Raw genomic sequence first — 15995 nt, 5'->3', positions numbered from 1 at the left:
GCAGGATCAGGCGTTCAGATCGACGTCCTTGCCTTCCTTGACCAGCAGGAAGCCCAGAACGACCGTCCCCAGGGCCACCACGATCGGGTACCAGAGGCCGGAGTAGATGTTGCCCGTCGCCGCCACGATGGCGAAGGCGGTGGTCGGCAGGAAGCCGCCGAACCAGCCGTTGCCGATGTGATAGGGCAGGGACATGGAGGTGTAGCGGATGTTGGTCGGGAACATCTCGACCAGAGCCGCCGCGATCGGTCCGTAGACCATGGTCACGTAGAAGCCGAGGATGAACAAAATCAGCACCACCATCGGCTTGTTGACCAGGGCGCTGTCGGCCTTGGCCGGATAGCCGGCGGCGGTCAGGGCCTCGCCCAGGCTCTTGTCCCAGGTCTTCTTCTGGGCGGCGAAGTCGGCCGGGGCCATGGCGTCGCCACGGAAGCTGGGGATGACGGCCTGATCGCCGATACGCACCTCGGCGACCGTGCCCGCCGGCGCCGCGACGTTTGTGTAGGTCACGCCCGCCTTGGCCAGATAGGATTTGGCCACGTCGCAGGAGTGGTTGAACACCGTCTTGCCCACCGGATCGAACTGCAGATTACAGTCGGCCGGATCGGCATAGACCGTGACCGGCGCCGAGGCGGCGGCGGCGGCCAGCTTGGGATTGGCGGCCTGGGTCAGGGCGTTGAACAGCGGGAAATAGGTCAGGGCCGCGATCAGGCAGCCGGCCAGGATGATCGGCTTTCTGCCCACCTTGTCCGAAAGCCAGCCCCAGAAGATGAAGAAGGGTGAAGCGGCCAGAAGCGCGATGGTCAGCAGCACATAGACCAGGGTGGCGTCGACCTTCATGACCCGTTCCAGGAAGAACAGGGCGTAGAACTGGCCGGTGTACCAGATGACGGCCTGGCCGGCGGTGAGGCCCAGCAGGGCGATCAGCACCAGCTTCAGGTTGGGCCACTTGCCGAAGCTGTCCTTCAGCGGGGTCTTGGAGCCCTTGCCCTCGGCCTTCATCCGCTTGAACGACGGGCTTTCGGCCAGCTTCAGGCGGATCCACAGGGACACGCCCAACAGCAGGATCGAGACCAGGAACGGAATGCGCCAGCCCCATGCGGCGAAGGCTTCCTCGCCGACCGTATAGCGGACGCTCAGGATGACCAGCAGGCTGAGCACCAGTCCGGCGGTCGCCGTGATCTGGATGAAGGAGGTATAGTAGCCGCGCTTGCCCTGCGGGGCGTGCTCGGCGACGTAGGTGGCGGCGCCACCGTATTCACCACCCAAGGCCAAGCCCTGGATCAGGCGCATCAGCACCAGAATGATGGGCGCGGCGATGCCGATGACCGCATAGGGCGGCAACAGGCCGACGACGAAGGTCGACAGACCCATCAGCAGCATGGTGACGAGGAAGGTGTTCTTGCGTCCCCAAAGGTCGCCCAGCCGCCCGAAGACGATGGCGCCGAAGGGCCTCACCGCAAAGCCGGCGGCGAAGGCCATCAGTGCGAAGATGTAGCCGGTGGTTTCGTTGACGCCCGAGAAGAACTGGACGGTGATGATCGCCGCCAGAGAGCCGTAAAGATAGAAGTCGTACCACTCGATGACGGTGCCGACCGATGAGGCGAGGATGACCAGGCGATCGCTGCGATCGACGGTGTGCTCCTCTCCTCCGGACGCAAGGGGTGCGTCGGTTGCCATGATCCATTTCCTCCCGTGTCGCCGTTATCGGCCGTTCTGCACATCCTTCAGGATGCGTGGACGCCGACATTGACCGAGAGCGGGGCGGGTGGAGAGAGCGACTTTGGTCGAGGATCGTCGGTCGCCAAGGCGACCTTGGGGTCGAGGATCGTCGGTCGCCAAGGCGACCTTGGGGGCGAGGATCACCGCTCGCCCAGGGCAGTCAGCCGTCGATGGAGATGACCGGGCCGAGCTTGGGTTGCGCCTTGCCGCGACGAGCGCTGCGACGCTTCAGCCAGGCGCGGATGCGGGTCTGGATCGGATTGTCGATCGCGAAGTGGAAGGCGAAGGCGAAGGCGACCGCCGCGATGACGCCCAGGCCCCACAGGCCCCATTGAACGAAGAGGGGCAAGGCGACGCGCGCCTCGACTGCATTGACCACGCCGAACCAGACGATGCGGACCACCTCGTTGGAGATGAACATGGAGAAGGAGACCATGGCGGCGGTCTCGACCCACTTCGAGGGCTTGGTCACAGGCACGGCGCCGGCGGCCAGGATGATGATCGAGATCAGGGTCAGGGCGACAAGGGCGTGCTTGTCGTGAAGCTGAAGCGCGAAGAAGCCGACGGCGGCCAGCACCCCGGCCCAGCCGGCCAGACGCGGGGCGATCCAGACCTTCTGGGCGAACCAGGCCAGGCACATGCCCAGGAAGAACAGCGGCAGGGCGCGGATGATGCCGTAGCGCATCGGCATCTGATAGACGGGGTAGCCGAGGAACGACCAGCACAGCTGGTTGGCGACCAGATAGACGCCGACGCCGACGGCCAGGGCCGACCACGGACCCAGACGCATCAGGCCGCGAATGATCCAGGGGAAGGCCAGATAGCAGCCGATCAGGGCCGAGATCGACCAGGTCGGCGCGTTCCAGCCCAGGCCGCCATGCACGCCATAGGATTGCAGCAGTAGCAGCTGGGCCGGCAGCTGATCCCAGGCGAACCATTCGGGATTGCGGGGCGGCGAGCCGGCGGCGGTAGCCAGCAGCACGAAGGCGACCAGCGACAAACCCATGATCAGGTGGGCGGGCACGACGCGCAGGAACCGCTTCAGGAAGAAATCGCCGGGCGACATCCGACCCTTGTCCACCGCCGCGCCATAGACGCGCATCAGCACATAGCCGCTGTCGATCAGGAAGAAGTTGGTCAGCAGGAAGCCGCCGCGTTCGAAGATCGGATTGATCAGGTGGGCGAGCGGCTCGGGACCGGCGGCCTGGAAGTGATGCAGGATGATCAGGAAGGCCACGATGAAACGCAGCGCGTCCAGCCAGCCGCCGCGCGCGATCTGAACTGTCTCATTGCGGGTCGAAATCAGGGACCAGGGCATCGTCAGCGCCTCCTTATGCCTGTTCACCGCAAGAGATGGGCCGAGATCGGGCTGCTATCGGGGAGCGCATTCCACTTCGCCCCTGAGCTGAAGTCCTTCGTATCGAATTTCGGGGCAAGGAACCGACACAGATCGCCATTGAACAGCGACTGCAGACGCGCCTTGGGTGGAAACCTCGCCAAGTCTGGCGGCGCCTTCTGTTTCAGGGATGACAGAAGCCGGTCCCGGCCGGCCCATTGCTTCCTGCGGGCTCACAGCCAGAAGCGGCAAAGCAACGATCTGGCCCGGGAACACTTCGAACCCCCAGGTGTCCAGAAGGCCGCGCTCCTGGCCGGTCAGACTGCTGCTCGACATGATCAGGTTTGCGTTGTTCGAACTCGTCCACGCCCGTTCGACGGCCCAAAGTCCCGGGGCCAGTACGATCGGCGTCAAGTCGTCGGCGTGTAGACGCGAACGTCCGGCTGGATCGCCGCGACGCAGCACGTCCTCAAATCTGAAAGCTGGCAACAAGGCGAACTTGGCTATGGTGTCCGGCGCCGCGGGCAGGAAATGACCTGTCTGGGGATCGATCTTGCGGATTAGAACGTCGCCAGACCGGTTCACGGCGTCGTGCTGGACGATATATCCAGACAGGATCGCCGCCCCCTTGCCGCCGGGAGGAGCCGAACCGGTCATCCTTTCACCAGGCGTCGCGCAGCCCGTCATTATTGTGCACAGGAGTGCCAGGGCTACCCCTGCCGCGCTGCGCCCGCGCATCCTCTTAGCCCCGCACCAGGCGCAGAAACTCCTCGCGGGTGCGGGGGTCGTCGCGGACGACGCCGATCAGGTGGCTGGTCGACAGGCTGGCGCCGGGCGCATTGACGCCGCGCAGGGTCATGCAGCTGTGCTCGGCCTCGATGACGACGCCGACGCCGTGGGGGCGAAGGACGGTCTGGATGGCCTCGGCGATCTCGGAGGTCATCTTTTCCTGGATCTGAAGGCGGCGGGCGAAGCCGCGCACCACACGGGCCAGTTTGGAGATGCCGACGACGCGGTCCGTCGGCAGATAGGCGACGTGCGCCTTGCCTACGACCGGCAGCATATGGTGCTCGCAGAAGCTGACGAAGCGGATGTCCTTCAGCACGACCAGCTGGTCGTAGCCGCCCGTCTCCTCGAAGGTCTTCTCCAGATAGGAGAGGGGGTCGACCTCATAGCCCTGGAAAAGCTCGCGATAGCTCTTGGCGACGCGGGCGGGGGTTTCCAGCAGACCTTCGCGATCCGGGTTGTCGCCGGCCCATTCGATCAGGGTGCGGACGGCGGCTTCGGCGTCGGCCTGGGAGACTTTGGAGGCGGGGGCGTCGGTCATGGCGGCCTAGATAGCGGAGCGCTTGAGGGAAGGGGAGGGGCGAGCCGCCACATTACGAGGCGCGCGCGCGTTCAGACGGCGAAGTCGGAAAAAGAGAGTCTAATTCGTCTAATTCGTCTGAAATCGAATGGATGGCGCTCCCCAAGGCGAAGGCGGGGAAGTCGGCATCGAAGCGGCGCCGTTCAAGGCCGAACGCGAGATTTTTCCGTGGTCAGGTCTGGACGAAGACGCGTCTGGTTAGCGGCCTGTTAACCATCCTGTCGGCATTTTCTGCCCAGTAGTTTGCGGGAGCAGCCGATGAACGGCGCGGAAGTTCTGGACGTCGGGCGCGACGCCATCTGGCTGACGATCCAGCTGTGCCTGCCGGTGCTGCTGGTCGGCCTGGTCGTCGGCGTGGTGATCGGCCTGTTTCAGGCCCTGACGCAGATCCAGGAACAGACCCTGATCTATGCGCCCAAGATCATCGCCATCTTCGTTTCGCTGATCCTGTTCCTGCCGCTGATGGGCGCCCTGCTAGGCGGCTTCATGCGCCAGATCGCGGCCCGCATCGCGGGGATGTAGTGGACGCTTATGCGACCGCCGATCAGGTCTGGGCCGGGGGGCTGATCTTCGCCCGGATCGCGGCGATCCTGATGCTGATCCCCGGCTTTGGCGAGGCCTATGTGCCCCCGCGCGTGCGACTGTCGCTGGCCCTGGTCATCAGTCTGGCGCTGTGGCCGGTGGTGCGCGGTTCGCTGCCGGGCCTGCCGGACAGCATGGGGCTGATGGTCGGGTGGATCATCCGCGAGGTGGTCGTGGGCCTGATGATCGGCCTTTTGCTACGCATGTTCATGAGCGCCCTGGCGACGGCGGGCGAAATCGTGTCGCTGCAGACGACGCTCAGCTTCGCCCAGACCGCCAATCCGATGCAGGCCCAGCCGGGCTCGACCATCGCCGCCTTTCTAGCCCTGCTGGGGGTGACGCTGCTGTTCGCCACCGACACCCACCACCTGTTCATCGCCGGCATGGTGGGATCGTATCGGCTGATCTCGCCGGCCCAGCCGCTGATGATGGCCGACTTCACCCAGATGGCGGTGCGGACCCTGGGCGACAGCTTCCTGTTGGGCGTGCAGCTGTCGGCGCCGGTGCTGGTCTTCGCCCTGATCTTCAACCTGGCGTCCGGGCTGGTGGCGCGGGTCATGCCGTCGTTCCAGGTCTATTTCGCCGCCGCGCCCTTGAGCGTCATCCTGGGCCTGTCGATCTTCGCCCTGAGCCTGGGTGCGCTCGGCACCCTCTTCATCGACCGCTACCGCCGTCTGGCGGAGTATTTCGTGCTGGGAGGCCCGGGTGGCTGAAGGCGCGGATCCCGAGTCGAAAACCGAAGAGGCGACCCCGCGAAAGCTTGAGGACGCCCGAAAGAAGGGCGATGCGGCCAAGTCGCCCGACGTCGCCCAGGTGCTGTCGCTGGCGGGGGCGGCGGCGGTGATCCTGATGGGGGGAGGATGGTTCGCCTCGTCCATCGCCGAACAGATGCTGCCCTTCATCGCCGCGCCCCACGAGATGCTGGGGGTGCTGAACTCGGGCGCGGGCAACCAGATCATGGTGCGCGCCGTCTGGGCCGTGGCGCCCTTCCTGGGAGCCGTCATGCTGGCGACCATCCTGGGCGGGGTCGGGGGCAATGTCGCCCAGTCCGGCCTGATCTTCACCGCCGAAAAGCTGAAGCCCAAATGGTCGGCGGTCAGCCCGATGCAGGGGTTCAAGCGCATCTTCGGCCCCGACGGCCTGGCGCAGTTCGTCAAGACCTTCCTGAAGCTGATCGCCGTCTGCGCGGTGTGCTGGATGGTGTTGAAGCCGCATCTGCGCGAGTTCGAGAACATGGCCTCGATCAGCCCGATGGCGATCCTGCCGCTGGCGCGCGACATGGCCATCTCGCTGTTCGTGGCCTCGATCATCCTGCTGGGCGCCACGGCCGGGGCCGACTTCATCTGGCAGAAGATGCGCTTCGCCAAGCGTATGCGGATGACCAAGGAAGAGCTGAAGGAAGACTTCAAACAGTCCGAAGGCGACCCGCACATCAAGGCCAAGCTGAAGCAGATCCGCATGCAGCGCAGCCGCCAGCGGATGATGGCCAATGTGCCCAAGGCCACCGTCATCGTGACCAACCCGACCCACTATTCGGTCGCCCTGCGCTATGAGCCGGATCAGGGCGACGGGGCGCCGATCTGCGTGGCCAAGGGCGTGGACGCCCTGGCCCTGCGCATCCGCGAAGTGGCGACCGAGCACGGCGTGCCGATCGTCGAGAACGTGCCGCTGGCGCGCGCCCTGTACGCAACCGTCGAGGTGGACGAGGTCATTCCGCGCGAACATTTCGACGCCGCCGCCAAGATCATCGGCTTCGTCTTCCAGTCCCGTAAGCGCCGGTAAGGCGGCGTCAGGATTTGGGCGTATGATCGCAACACTGATTCGCGAGGCTGTATGACGTCCACCCGCCGCCCTTCGTTCGACCTGTTGTCCGGCGTGATGGCGTTCGGCGTCGTGGCGGCGATTGCGGCCCTGGCCTATCCGGCGTTTCGGGCCAACCCGACCTCGGCGCCGGGGCTGGTGCTGATCCTGACCGTGGGCGCCATCGCCCTGATCGGTCTGTTCGGCTTCCGCCGGGCGGCGGACGCCAAGCCGAGCAGCGACGCGGCCATCGAGGTGCTGGACGCCATGGCCGAACCGGCGGCGCTGGTCTGGGATTCGGGGCAGATCCTGGCCTTCAACGCCGCCTGGTCCGAGGCCAATGGCGCGACCGGCGCCCTGCCGCGCGGCAAGTCGGCCCAGGCGCTCTACATGGCCTTCGCCCAGGCGCGCAAAGGCGAGCCGGGCCGCGCCATCGTCATGATCGGACAGCGCGAGGTCGAGGTCGTCATCGGCCAGATCGGCGATGGCAAGACGGGCGAGGGACGGTTCCTGATGCGCGCCGCGCCGGACGCCGTCCTGCCCATCGCCGCCGCGCCCGTGCACACGCCCGCCGCAGCGGCGACCGGCGAGGCGCGGGCCATGGCCGCCGGGGCGCCGTTCGGCTCGGCCGTGATCGCCGGCGACGACCTGTTTTCCGGCCGGGCGGAAGAGGCCAATCCGGCGCTGGCGGTCCTGACCGGACCGGGGGCGGCGCGCGATGCGGCCTTTGGGCATCTGTTCGATCCGGGCGGCATCGCCGAGGCGCGGCTGAAGCTGGCGGGCGGATCGTCGGGGCCGATCGAACTGGTCGCGCGGGCCTATCCCGACAAGATGCTGCATCTGTATGTGGCTCCCGAGGGCGATAAGCGGCGCATCTGGCTGTTCGACGTCTCGGGTCAGAAGTCGATGGAGCTTCAGCTCAACCAGGCCCAGAAGATGCAGGCCGTGGGCCAGCTGGCCGGGGGCGTGGCGCACGACTTCAACAATCTGCTGACGGCGATCCAGCTTCAGCTGTCGGGTCTGCTGGAACGGCACCCGGTCGGCGATCCCTCTTACGAGGGGCTGAACGAGATCCGCCAGACGGCCATTCGCGCGGCCGATCTGGTGCGCAAACTGCTGGCCTTCTCACGCAAGTCCACGGTGCGGCGCGAGCGGCTGGACCTGGGCGAACTGGTGGGCGAGTTCGCCATCCTGCTGCGCCGGCTGCTGCGCGAGGACGTGCGGCTGGAGACCGACTACGGACGCGACCTGCCAGTCGTGCTGGCCGACAAGTCTCAGCTGGAGACGGCGGTGATGAACCTCGCCGTCAATGCGCGCGACGCCATGCGCGGCGTGGTCGAGCCGGGCGCCGGCGTCGTCACCATCGCCACCCGCCGCCTGACGGGCGACGAGGCGCGGGCGCTGGGCTGGGTCGATGCGCCGACAGACGAAGTCGCCCTGATCGAGGTGTCGGACACCGGACCCGGCGTGCCGCCCGAACTGGCGGACAAGATCTTCGAACCCTTCTTCACCACCAAGGCGGTGAACGAGGGGACCGGCATGGGCCTGGCGACCGTCTACGGCATCGTGCAGCAGGCGGGCGGCCATATCACCGTCAGCAATATCGAGGGGGCTGGAGCCGCCTTCCGCATCTTCCTGCCGGCGGCGGGCGAGGCGGAGCTGGCCGAGGTTCAGCCGGTCGAGGTCAAGGCCAAGGCGCCGCGCGACCTGTCGGGCGCCGGCCGCATCCTGTTCGTCGAGGACGAGGACGCCGTGCGCGGCATCGCCGCCCGGCTGCTGCGTCAGCGCGGCTATGAGGTGATCGAGGCCGCCGACGGCGAGGAGGCCCTGTTGCTGGCCGAGGAACACGCCGGCCAGATCGACATGATGATCTCCGACGTCATCATGCCGGGGCTGGATGGGCCGTCCTTGCTGAAGAAGGCGCGCAAATATCTGGGCGACGCGCCGGTCATGTTCATCTCGGGCTATGCCGAGAGCGACTTCTCGGACCTGTTGCAGGACGAGACGGGCGTGTCCTTCCTGCCCAAGCCGCTGGACATCAAGACGCTGGCGGAGCGGGTGAAGCAGGAGCTGCACGCGGGCTGACGCCTGCGGCCTTCGTCGGTTCGTCAGGCGGCGCGGCGAAGCGCGGACGGCGCCTTTACATAGAGACCTTTGCGGCCATTGACGGCGCGGAAGGCGACCGTTTCGCCCTCCAGGTTTTCGTCCGCGCCCAAGAACAGGCAGCCGTCATCGACCAGGCGGCGTTCCAGTCCGTCGAGCAGCCGGGCGCGTCGCGACGGCTCCATATCGGACAGGACGTTGCGGCAGAAGATCACATCGAACCGCGCATCGTCGGTCGGCTCGTCCAGCAGATTGGCGCGACCGAAACGCACGGCGTCCGCCAACTCCGCCTTGACCATCCACTGGTCGTCCATCGGCGCGAACCAGCGCAGCATGGTCTTGGCCGTCAGCCCGCGCTGGATTTCGAATCCGGTGTAGAGGCCCGAGCGCGCCTTCTCGATCGCGCGCTGCGACAGGTCGGTGGCGACCAGATCGACCGAAACGCCCAGCTCCAGCCCGGTCATGGCGATGGACCAGGCTTCCTGCCCCGTCGAACAGCCGGCCGACCAGACCCGGATGCGACCGTCCGGCCGCGCCTTGGACAAGGCGGGCAGAAGTTCGGTCTCCAGGATGCGGAAGGGCGTGCGGTCGCGACGGAACCAGGTCTCGGCGTTCAGCAGGGCCTCGATCACCGACCAGGCCAGCGAGGCGACCGGATTGGCCCACAGGTTCGTCAGCAGGGCCTCGACATTGGCGTAGCCCTCGCGCCGCGCGATCGGTCCCAGCCGGTGTTCGGCCAAGTGCATGCGATCCCGCGACAGCCGATAGCCGGCGCGGGTGGCGAGGAGCGACTGCAGCTTGTCGAAATCCTCTGGCGTCATGCGGCGATCGCTCCGACCTCCGTCAACTTGGATTGCAGGATTTCGCCGTCGAACGGCTTCATCACATAGTCGTCGGCGCCGGCGGCCAGGGCTTCGGCGATCCGCTCGGGGCGGGTCTCGATCGTGCAGAACAGGACCTTGGGTTGCTTGCCGCCCGGCATGGCGCGCAGGCGACGCAGGAAGGTGATGCCGTCCATCACAGGCATGTTCCAGTCGACCAGCAGGACATCGGGCATGGCGCCGGTGCAATAGGCCAGGGCCTCAGAGCCGTCCGCCGCCTCGTCGACCTCATAGCCCAGGCCCTCGACGATGCGGCGCGCAACCTTGCGGATGATGCGGCTGTCGTCAACGATCAGGCAGGTTCGGAAGTCCAAGGTCGATCCCTCAATGACACGACGGCTTTCGCCCGAGGCGCATGGACTGTTTTTATCTCAAACGCCAGTTAATGAGTCGTTTGGAAATCCGCTCAGGCGGGCATTCGCGCGACTAGTGCGACCTTTCCGTCTTCAACCTTGACGCGTAGAGCGCCGCCGGCCTCGTTCACGGTCAGCCACAGCCAGTAGGGCTGGATCCATTGGCCGGCTAGTCCCTCGACCAGGCGTTCGCCGGCCAGACCCGTAACGGCCTCCGGCTTCAGCCGGGCGCGGGCGCCCTCGGCGAAGCCTTCCAGATAGAGCAGGCCGTTTTCCACCCGCGACTGAATGGTGGCGACGCCGCCCATCGGCAGGGCGCCGACGGTCAGATAGGCGAGGTTGGTCAGGGCGCGGGCCTGGGGCTTGGTGAACTCGCCGTCGGCGATGCGCCAGTCAAGCGAGGCGCGCCCCCCCTGGACCATGCCGGACACCAGGCCTTCGATCTCGCGGGCGGTGAACTTCTCGCTGGTGGTGGCGGCGCCGAAGGCGACGCGGGCGAAGTGAACCAGGGCGACCATCTTCCTTGCGCTCTGCTCGATCAGGGCCATGGCGTCGTCGCGCATGTCCTGAGCCGTCGGGTCCTGCATCAGGTCCAGGCCGGAGACGATGGCGCCCGACGGACTGATGAAGTCATGGCACAGCTTGGCCGCGATATAGGTCGCCAGCTCGGTCCCATCGACCGGAAGGTCCAGCGGAGCGGCGTCTGTGTCGTGGGGGGAGGTCATGATGTCTGGCGCGCTCAGGTCACAGTTCGTGTCGCGCGCGAAGTTGACGTGATTTGCCGGTTCATGGAACTGCCCGGATGGTCTATCGACCCGCCAATGACGACCTCTTTGACACCTGCTCTTGAGCGCGATCTGACGTCCGGCGCGCTGTCCCTGGCCATCGCCGAGATCGCAGAGGAGGCCGCGCGGCTGATCCTGCCCTATTGGCGCGCAGGCACGGCGGTCGAGACCAAGTCCGACGACAGCCCGGTGACGCAGGCGGACCGGGCGGCCGAGGCTCTGATCCTGGAACGGTTAGCGGCCCTGTATGCGGGCGTGCAGACGGTGGCGGAGGAAGCCGTGTCGGCCGATGGCGCGCCTGAAACCGCAGAGGACTGGTTCTGGCTGATCGATCCGCTGGACGGCACGCGCGGCTTCGTGCGCGGCGGCGAGGCCTTCACCGTCAATATCGCCCTGATCCATGACGGCTATCCGGTCGCGGGCGTGGTCACGGCGCCAGCGACGGCGACGACCTGGCGCACCGACAAGCCTGAGGGCGGCGCCTTCCGGCGTCAGTTCGGCGCCCTTCAGGCCGGCGAGGCGCATTCGGGAGAGGACTGGCGCCCGATCCGGGTGCGCGATCGGCCGCAGGAAGGCATGGCCCTGCTGAGCCACAGCGTCACCGACGAAGAGGCGACGCGTCTGGCTGCTCGGCACGGCTGCTCGCGCTGGCAGGGGACGGATTCGTCGCTGAAATTCTGCCTGATCGCCGAAGGGCGGTTCGACGCCTATCCGCGCACGGGGCCGACCTCGGAATGGGACACCGCAGCGGGCCAGGCGGTGCTGGAAGCTGCCGGAGGCCGGGTGCTGGCCGATGACGGGCAGCGGATGGCCTATGGCAAGACGCGATTCCTGAACGGCGCCTTCGTCGCCATGGGCGGCTGAGGTCTAGGGCCTCAGAAGCGCCTCGGCGCGGTCGGCGAGGGCGTCGACGCCCATTTCCCGGGCCGTCATCGCCGCCTCGCCCAGGATCAGCCCCAGATCGGTCGGGACGACCCCGCCCAGCCGATGCCGCGCCAACAGGATCTCGGCCATGCCGATCTGATCGGCGGCCCAGTCGAGCGGCGTCGCCGTCGCCATGCGCGCCCGCAACCGGGTCTCCAGCGTCATCAGGGCGGTCAGGTTCTTGACCGCCTCGGCCAGGGCCACCTCACGCGTGATGCGCCGCTCGCGCGCCAAGGCGCCGATGATCAGTTCGCCGCCCTGCGTCAGGGCTTCCGCCTGGGTCAACAGCATCAGCGGCTGGGCGTCGTCGCCGACGCGCAGCACCTGGATTGCGGCCCAATCCAGCGGGCTGTGATCCGGGGTGAACTGATCGGCGGCGGCGTCGAACATGATCCGCCCCTGGTTACGCGCCTCGTCATGCCCTGCGATCGTGGCCAAGGCCGACAGACCGGCCCCGCATAGAGCCAGGGCGCGGGCGCGAGTCAGGGGGCGATGGTCGGGAGATGCGGCCTCGACCAAAGCGCCCAGATCGCGGCCGGCCTGATCCAGCAGATGCACGTCGCGCTGGACCACGCCCATTTCCAGCGACAGGGCCGCGCGATCCATGCGCAGATCCATGTCCTCGGCGTCGTCCCTGCGCACCGCCTCATCGATCAAGTCAGCCCCCTGATGAAGGCGGGCGATGTCGCCGCTCAGCCTGGCCGTGCGGACCGTGAGCCGGGCGTGAAGCGCGGCCATGCCGATGGCGATGCGTCGGCTGCGCGGCTGCCCGACCGCCGCAAGGGTCGTCGCTGCGCGGTCCAGACGGGTGGGATCGCCGCACAGATCAAAGCGCAGCATCAGCACCGCCGCCTTGGCCATGGCGGCCCGCGCGATCTGATCCTCGCCCACGGCTGCACGCACCAGGCTGTCGGCGCAGCGTTCGGCCCGGTCCAGACTGTCGGCGGCGCCGGTGCGCCGGGCGTGTTCGCGCCACAGGGCGCAGGCGCGGTTTTCGGTCTCGAAGGGGCGGGCGCAGGAGACGCGTCCGGCGTCCGTGGCCTCGCGTCGCGCCTCGGCGCGCAGCAAATCCGCGCCGATCAGTTCGACCCAGCCCAGGTCTTCGCTCTCTCGCGCCTGGGCGAAGAGTTTTCGAAGATCACGGCCGAATTCGAACATGCTGGACCTCGGTTATCCCGCTTCGGGACGCAGACTGCGTCACCTGCGGCGTCCAATGCAAACGCAGCGCCGTGGATGCGGTTCGGCTTGGCCTTGGCGCGAAAATCGTCAGTCCAGATTCGGTGTCTTCTGCTGACAGCGTTGCAAGGCGGCCCGAGCCTGGGCGGCATCGGCGCTCAGCTGTCGCACCGCAGTGATCCTCGCCCGCGTCTGATCCGCCTCGGCGACCGAGGCGCGCTTTCCGGCCGCCGTGCCCGCCTGCATCGCCGCCAGCGACCAGTAGAGGGCGGCGTCATACAGCCGCCGGCCTTGCGCGCTCTCGCCGCCTTCCAGCTCCGACGCCGCCTGCGTCAGGCCCGCGCAGCGCACGGCCTCGTCATAGGAGACCAGCCCCGCAGCAGGGGCGGCCTGCAGCATGACGACGGTGCTGGCGAGGGCGACGAGTGACATGGACCTAGAATGGCTCAGCCGCGTGACCAAAGGAAGTCGTTTGCGGCGCCCGGCCTTACCCGCGTTCCTTCGTCTTGGTGAAGGCGATCTTGGGGAAGCGTTCGCCGACATAGCCGGTTTCCCAGCTCGACTTGGCCAGGAAGACCGGGGCCTGGTCGATGTCGCGCGCCATCTGGGGACGGTATTTGCCGCTGAAGTCCTCGACGTCCGCGTCGGAGCCCTCCGCGCCTGGAGCGATCCAGCGCGCCTCGGCGTAGGGGGAGGGTTCGAAGACGACGTCCAGGCCGTACTCCTCGCCCAGGCGGTCTGCCATGACCTCGAACTGCAGCTGGCCCACGGCGCCGACGATGAAGTCCGAGCCGATTTCGGGACGGAACAGCTGGGTCACGCCTTCCTCGGCCAGACCTTCCAGCGCCTTCTTCAGGTGTTTGGCCTTCAGCGGATCCTTCACGCGAACCCGTTGCAGGATTTCGGGGGCGAAGTTCGGCAGGCCGGCGAAACGAACCACGCCGCTCTCCGACAGGCTGTCGCCGACGCGCAGCACGCCGTGGTTCGGGATGCCGATCACGTCGCCGGCGAAGGCGTCGTCGGCCAGTTCCCGATCCGAGGCGAAGAACATGATCGGCGCATTGACCGACAGGGACTTGCCGGTGTTCTGCACCTTCAGCTTCATGCCGCGCTTGAAGGCGCCCGACGCCATACGGAACATGGCGATCCGGTCGCGGTGATTGGGGTCCATGTTCGCCTGGACCTTGAACACGAAGCCGGTGACTTCGTTCGAGCCGGGCTCGACCTCGGTCTCGACGGGGGCGGGGGCGTTGCGGGTCTCGGGCGGAGATTCCTTCTTCGCCTTCATAACCTTGGGCGCCGGGGCCCAGTCGCCGATGGCCTTCAGCAGTTCGTCAATGCCGAAGTGGCGAAGCGCCGATCCCCACAGCACCGGCGTCATGTGACCCTCAAGGAAGGCCTGACGGTCAAAGGCCGGATAGCCGCCCTCGACCAGTTCGACGGCCTCGGCGAGGTCAGCCTGCTCGCCCGCCTCGAAATACTGCGCCGCCTGGTCCAGCGGCAGGGCGGGGGGGTGTTCGGGATCTTCGGCCGAACCGGCGGCCTTGCGGGTGTAGGGCTGGAACCGGCCGGTCCCGACCTCGACCATGCCGCGCAGGCGATTGCCGCTCTCGGCCGGCCACCAGATCGGGGCGGGGTCCAACTGAAGGCGCGACGCGATGTCGTCCAGCAGGGCCATCGGGTCCTGGGCCTCGCGGTCCAGCTTGTTGATGAAGGTGATGATCGGGATGTCGCGCAGGCGGCAGACCTCGAACAGCTTCAGAGTCTGCGGCTCGATCCCCTTGGCGGCGTCCAGCACCATGATGGCGCAATCGGCGGCGGTCAGGGTGCGATAGGTGTCTTCGGAGAAGTCCTCGTGCCCGGGCGTATCGAGCAGGTTGAACATCTTGCCGTCGTGCTCGAACGTCATGACCGAGGCCGAGACCGAGATGCCCCGCTCCTTCTCGATCTTCATCCAGTCCGATCGGGTGCGCCGGTTCTCGCCGCGCGCCCGCACGGCGCCGGCCGCACGAATGGCGCCGCCTGCCAAGAGGATGTGCTCGGTCAGGGTCGTCTTGCCCGCATCCGGGTGGGCGATGATGGCGAAGGTCCGGCGGCGCGCGGCTTCTTCAGGCAGGGTCAAGGAAGACATGGCGCGCGACTAGCGCGGACCCGCCTCAAAGTCACGGGATTGCGCCAGATCAAATAACCCCTCGCCACGAAGGGCTATCGGAGTCATGCTCGGTTCTGGAGGAGACGATCAGGCCGTCAGAGTCCGACGCTCCCCTCCCGGATCGATCCGGGATCATAGGGAAAGGACAAGGACGATGGCTGTCATCCATCCTCAAGACCGTATCGCCCATGCGCCGCGTGAGCGGGCGCCGATGCATCCGGCGGTGGGGCTGGTCGTCGGCTTCGGCTTTATCGTAGCCGTGGCGACGCTGGTCCATGTGGTTTTCAACGCCGTCTTCTGACGGCGTTTCAGGCCGCGATCAGGCGGCCAGGCGGTTCCAGACGGCGCGGTCGGCAGAGACCGCATCGAGGCGACGGCCCTTGGCCTGAAGCTGGCGCATCACCTGTTCGGGCAGGGTGCAGAAGCGCGGCTCGACCAGGTCGGGATTGCAGGCGGCGGCCGGCGCGGCGAACAAGGCGGCGTTCACGTCCGGGCTGCGCTCGGCGATCAGCCAGGCCAGGCGACGGGCGCGTTCGGGATCGTTGCGATGAAGCAGCGGATCCTCGGCGAACAGTTCGCAACCCAGTTCCAGCAGATAGTCCAGACCCAGCTTCTCGAACCGGCGCGCATCGGCGGGCGTGACCGGGCAGGCCTCGTCCAGGTCGAACACGACGTCGTTCAGAAGAAACAGCATGGGCGAAACGCTCGACTGACCGGACGCGAGTTCGTCCGTAAGCCCACAATAGGCGCCGTCGCTTGCGGTCCCGTTCACGGACGCGGTTAAGCGTTTGTGACCAGCCGGCTGTCGCCTTGGA

Annotated in this window: 17 protein-coding genes; 6 read left to right on the top strand and 11 right to left on the bottom strand. The window is 67.0% G+C overall.

What is annotated here, in order from left to right; translation table 11 throughout:
* Window positions 1-6 precede the first annotated feature (6 nt).
* The 4 genes from JX001_RS00180 to folE all read right to left on the bottom strand — a co-directional run bounded on the left by JX001_RS00180 (window position 7) and on the right by folE (window position 4385).
* Entirely contained in the window at window positions 7-1680 is a 1674-nt protein-coding gene (locus tag JX001_RS00180; RefSeq protein WP_205681807.1) for an MFS transporter, read from the bottom strand.
* Between the two features lie 202 nt (window positions 1681-1882).
* Window positions 1883-3040, bottom strand: a complete 1158-nt coding sequence (locus JX001_RS00175) for an acyltransferase family protein (RefSeq protein WP_205681806.1) — start codon at window positions 3038-3040, stop codon at window positions 1883-1885.
* Window positions 3041-3094: 54 nt separating this feature from the next.
* Window positions 3095-3715: a hypothetical protein gene (locus JX001_RS00170; protein WP_205681805.1), complete on the bottom strand. Its 621-nt coding sequence runs from the start codon at window positions 3713-3715 to the stop codon at window positions 3095-3097.
* Between the two features lie 85 nt (window positions 3716-3800).
* Entirely contained in the window at window positions 3801-4385 is a 585-nt protein-coding gene (gene folE, locus JX001_RS00165) for a GTP cyclohydrolase I FolE (protein ID WP_017505640.1), read from the bottom strand.
* A gap of 297 nt (window positions 4386-4682) precedes the next feature.
* On the opposite strand from folE, the gene fliQ reads away from it, so the two are divergent.
* From fliQ to cckA, 4 genes are read left to right on the top strand one after another with little or no spacing between them, the layout of a single operon-like run.
* Window positions 4683-4946, top strand: coding sequence for a flagellar biosynthesis protein FliQ (gene fliQ / locus JX001_RS00160; RefSeq protein WP_017505641.1), 264 nt, complete (start codon window positions 4683-4685; stop codon window positions 4944-4946).
* Window positions 4946-5719, top strand: a complete 774-nt coding sequence (gene fliR, locus JX001_RS00155; RefSeq protein ID WP_066629549.1) for a flagellar biosynthetic protein FliR — start codon at window positions 4946-4948, stop codon at window positions 5717-5719. The genes fliQ and fliR overlap by 1 nt, the downstream gene beginning before the upstream one ends.
* The gene (gene flhB / locus JX001_RS00150) at window positions 5712-6788 is read left to right on the top strand and encodes a flagellar biosynthesis protein FlhB (RefSeq protein ID WP_205681804.1); all 1077 of its coding nucleotides are present in this window, start codon (window positions 5712-5714) and stop codon (window positions 6786-6788) included. The genes fliR and flhB overlap by 8 nt, the downstream gene beginning before the upstream one ends.
* 51 nt (window positions 6789-6839) lie before the next feature.
* Window positions 6840-8891 (top strand): cell cycle histidine kinase CckA, encoded by a 2052-nt coding sequence (cckA, locus tag JX001_RS00145; protein ID WP_091750335.1) that lies wholly within the window; start codon window positions 6840-6842, stop codon window positions 8889-8891.
* 23 nt (window positions 8892-8914) lie between these two features.
* Here the strand turns inward: cckA and JX001_RS00140 are convergent, their stop codons facing one another.
* The 3 genes from JX001_RS00140 to chpT all read right to left on the bottom strand — a co-directional run bounded on the left by JX001_RS00140 (window position 8915) and on the right by chpT (window position 10868).
* Window positions 8915-9730 (bottom strand): CheR family methyltransferase, encoded by an 816-nt coding sequence (locus tag JX001_RS00140; RefSeq protein ID WP_205681803.1) that lies wholly within the window; start codon window positions 9728-9730, stop codon window positions 8915-8917.
* Window positions 9727-10104, bottom strand: coding sequence for a response regulator (locus JX001_RS00135; RefSeq protein WP_017505646.1), 378 nt, complete (start codon window positions 10102-10104; stop codon window positions 9727-9729). The genes JX001_RS00140 and JX001_RS00135 overlap by 4 nt, the downstream gene beginning before the upstream one ends.
* A 92-nt stretch (window positions 10105-10196) precedes the next feature.
* The gene (chpT, locus tag JX001_RS00130; protein WP_205681802.1) at window positions 10197-10868 is read right to left on the bottom strand and encodes a histidine phosphotransferase ChpT; all 672 of its coding nucleotides are present in this window, start codon (window positions 10866-10868) and stop codon (window positions 10197-10199) included.
* Window positions 10869-10964: 96 nt separating this feature from the next.
* On the opposite strand from chpT, the gene cysQ reads away from it, so the two are divergent.
* A complete protein-coding gene (gene cysQ / locus JX001_RS00125; protein ID WP_205681801.1) occupies window positions 10965-11792 on the top strand; it encodes a 3'(2'),5'-bisphosphate nucleotidase CysQ in 828 nt (275 codons plus the stop codon).
* 3 nt (window positions 11793-11795) lie between these two features.
* Here the strand turns inward: cysQ and JX001_RS00120 are convergent, their stop codons facing one another.
* The 3 genes from JX001_RS00120 to JX001_RS00110 all read right to left on the bottom strand — a co-directional run bounded on the left by JX001_RS00120 (window position 11796) and on the right by JX001_RS00110 (window position 15159).
* Entirely contained in the window at window positions 11796-13010 is a 1215-nt protein-coding gene (locus JX001_RS00120) for a hypothetical protein (RefSeq protein WP_205681800.1), read from the bottom strand.
* A gap of 108 nt (window positions 13011-13118) precedes the next feature.
* A complete protein-coding gene (locus JX001_RS00115) occupies window positions 13119-13460 on the bottom strand; it encodes a hypothetical protein (RefSeq protein WP_205681799.1) in 342 nt (113 codons plus the stop codon).
* Between the two features lie 55 nt (window positions 13461-13515).
* Window positions 13516-15159 (bottom strand): peptide chain release factor 3, encoded by a 1644-nt coding sequence (locus JX001_RS00110; RefSeq protein ID WP_205681798.1) that lies wholly within the window; start codon window positions 15157-15159, stop codon window positions 13516-13518.
* A 175-nt stretch (window positions 15160-15334) separates the two neighbouring features.
* On the opposite strand from JX001_RS00110, the gene JX001_RS00105 reads away from it, so the two are divergent.
* Complete coding sequence (locus tag JX001_RS00105; protein ID WP_205681797.1) at window positions 15335-15481, top strand: hypothetical protein; 147 nt, start codon at window positions 15335-15337, stop codon at window positions 15479-15481.
* Window positions 15482-15499: 18 nt separating this feature from the next.
* On the opposite strand, the gene JX001_RS00100 is transcribed toward JX001_RS00105, so the two are convergent.
* A complete protein-coding gene (locus JX001_RS00100) occupies window positions 15500-15874 on the bottom strand; it encodes a hypothetical protein (RefSeq protein ID WP_045811590.1) in 375 nt (124 codons plus the stop codon).
* Window positions 15875-15995: the final 121 nt, after the last annotated feature.

It is taken from the genome of Brevundimonas fontaquae, from assembly GCF_017086445.1.
Taxonomy (GTDB): Bacteria; Pseudomonadota; Alphaproteobacteria; order Caulobacterales; family Caulobacteraceae; genus Brevundimonas; species Brevundimonas fontaquae.
Note: the sequence above shows the minus strand (reverse complement) of the source record. Positions and strands in the feature narration are given on the sequence as shown.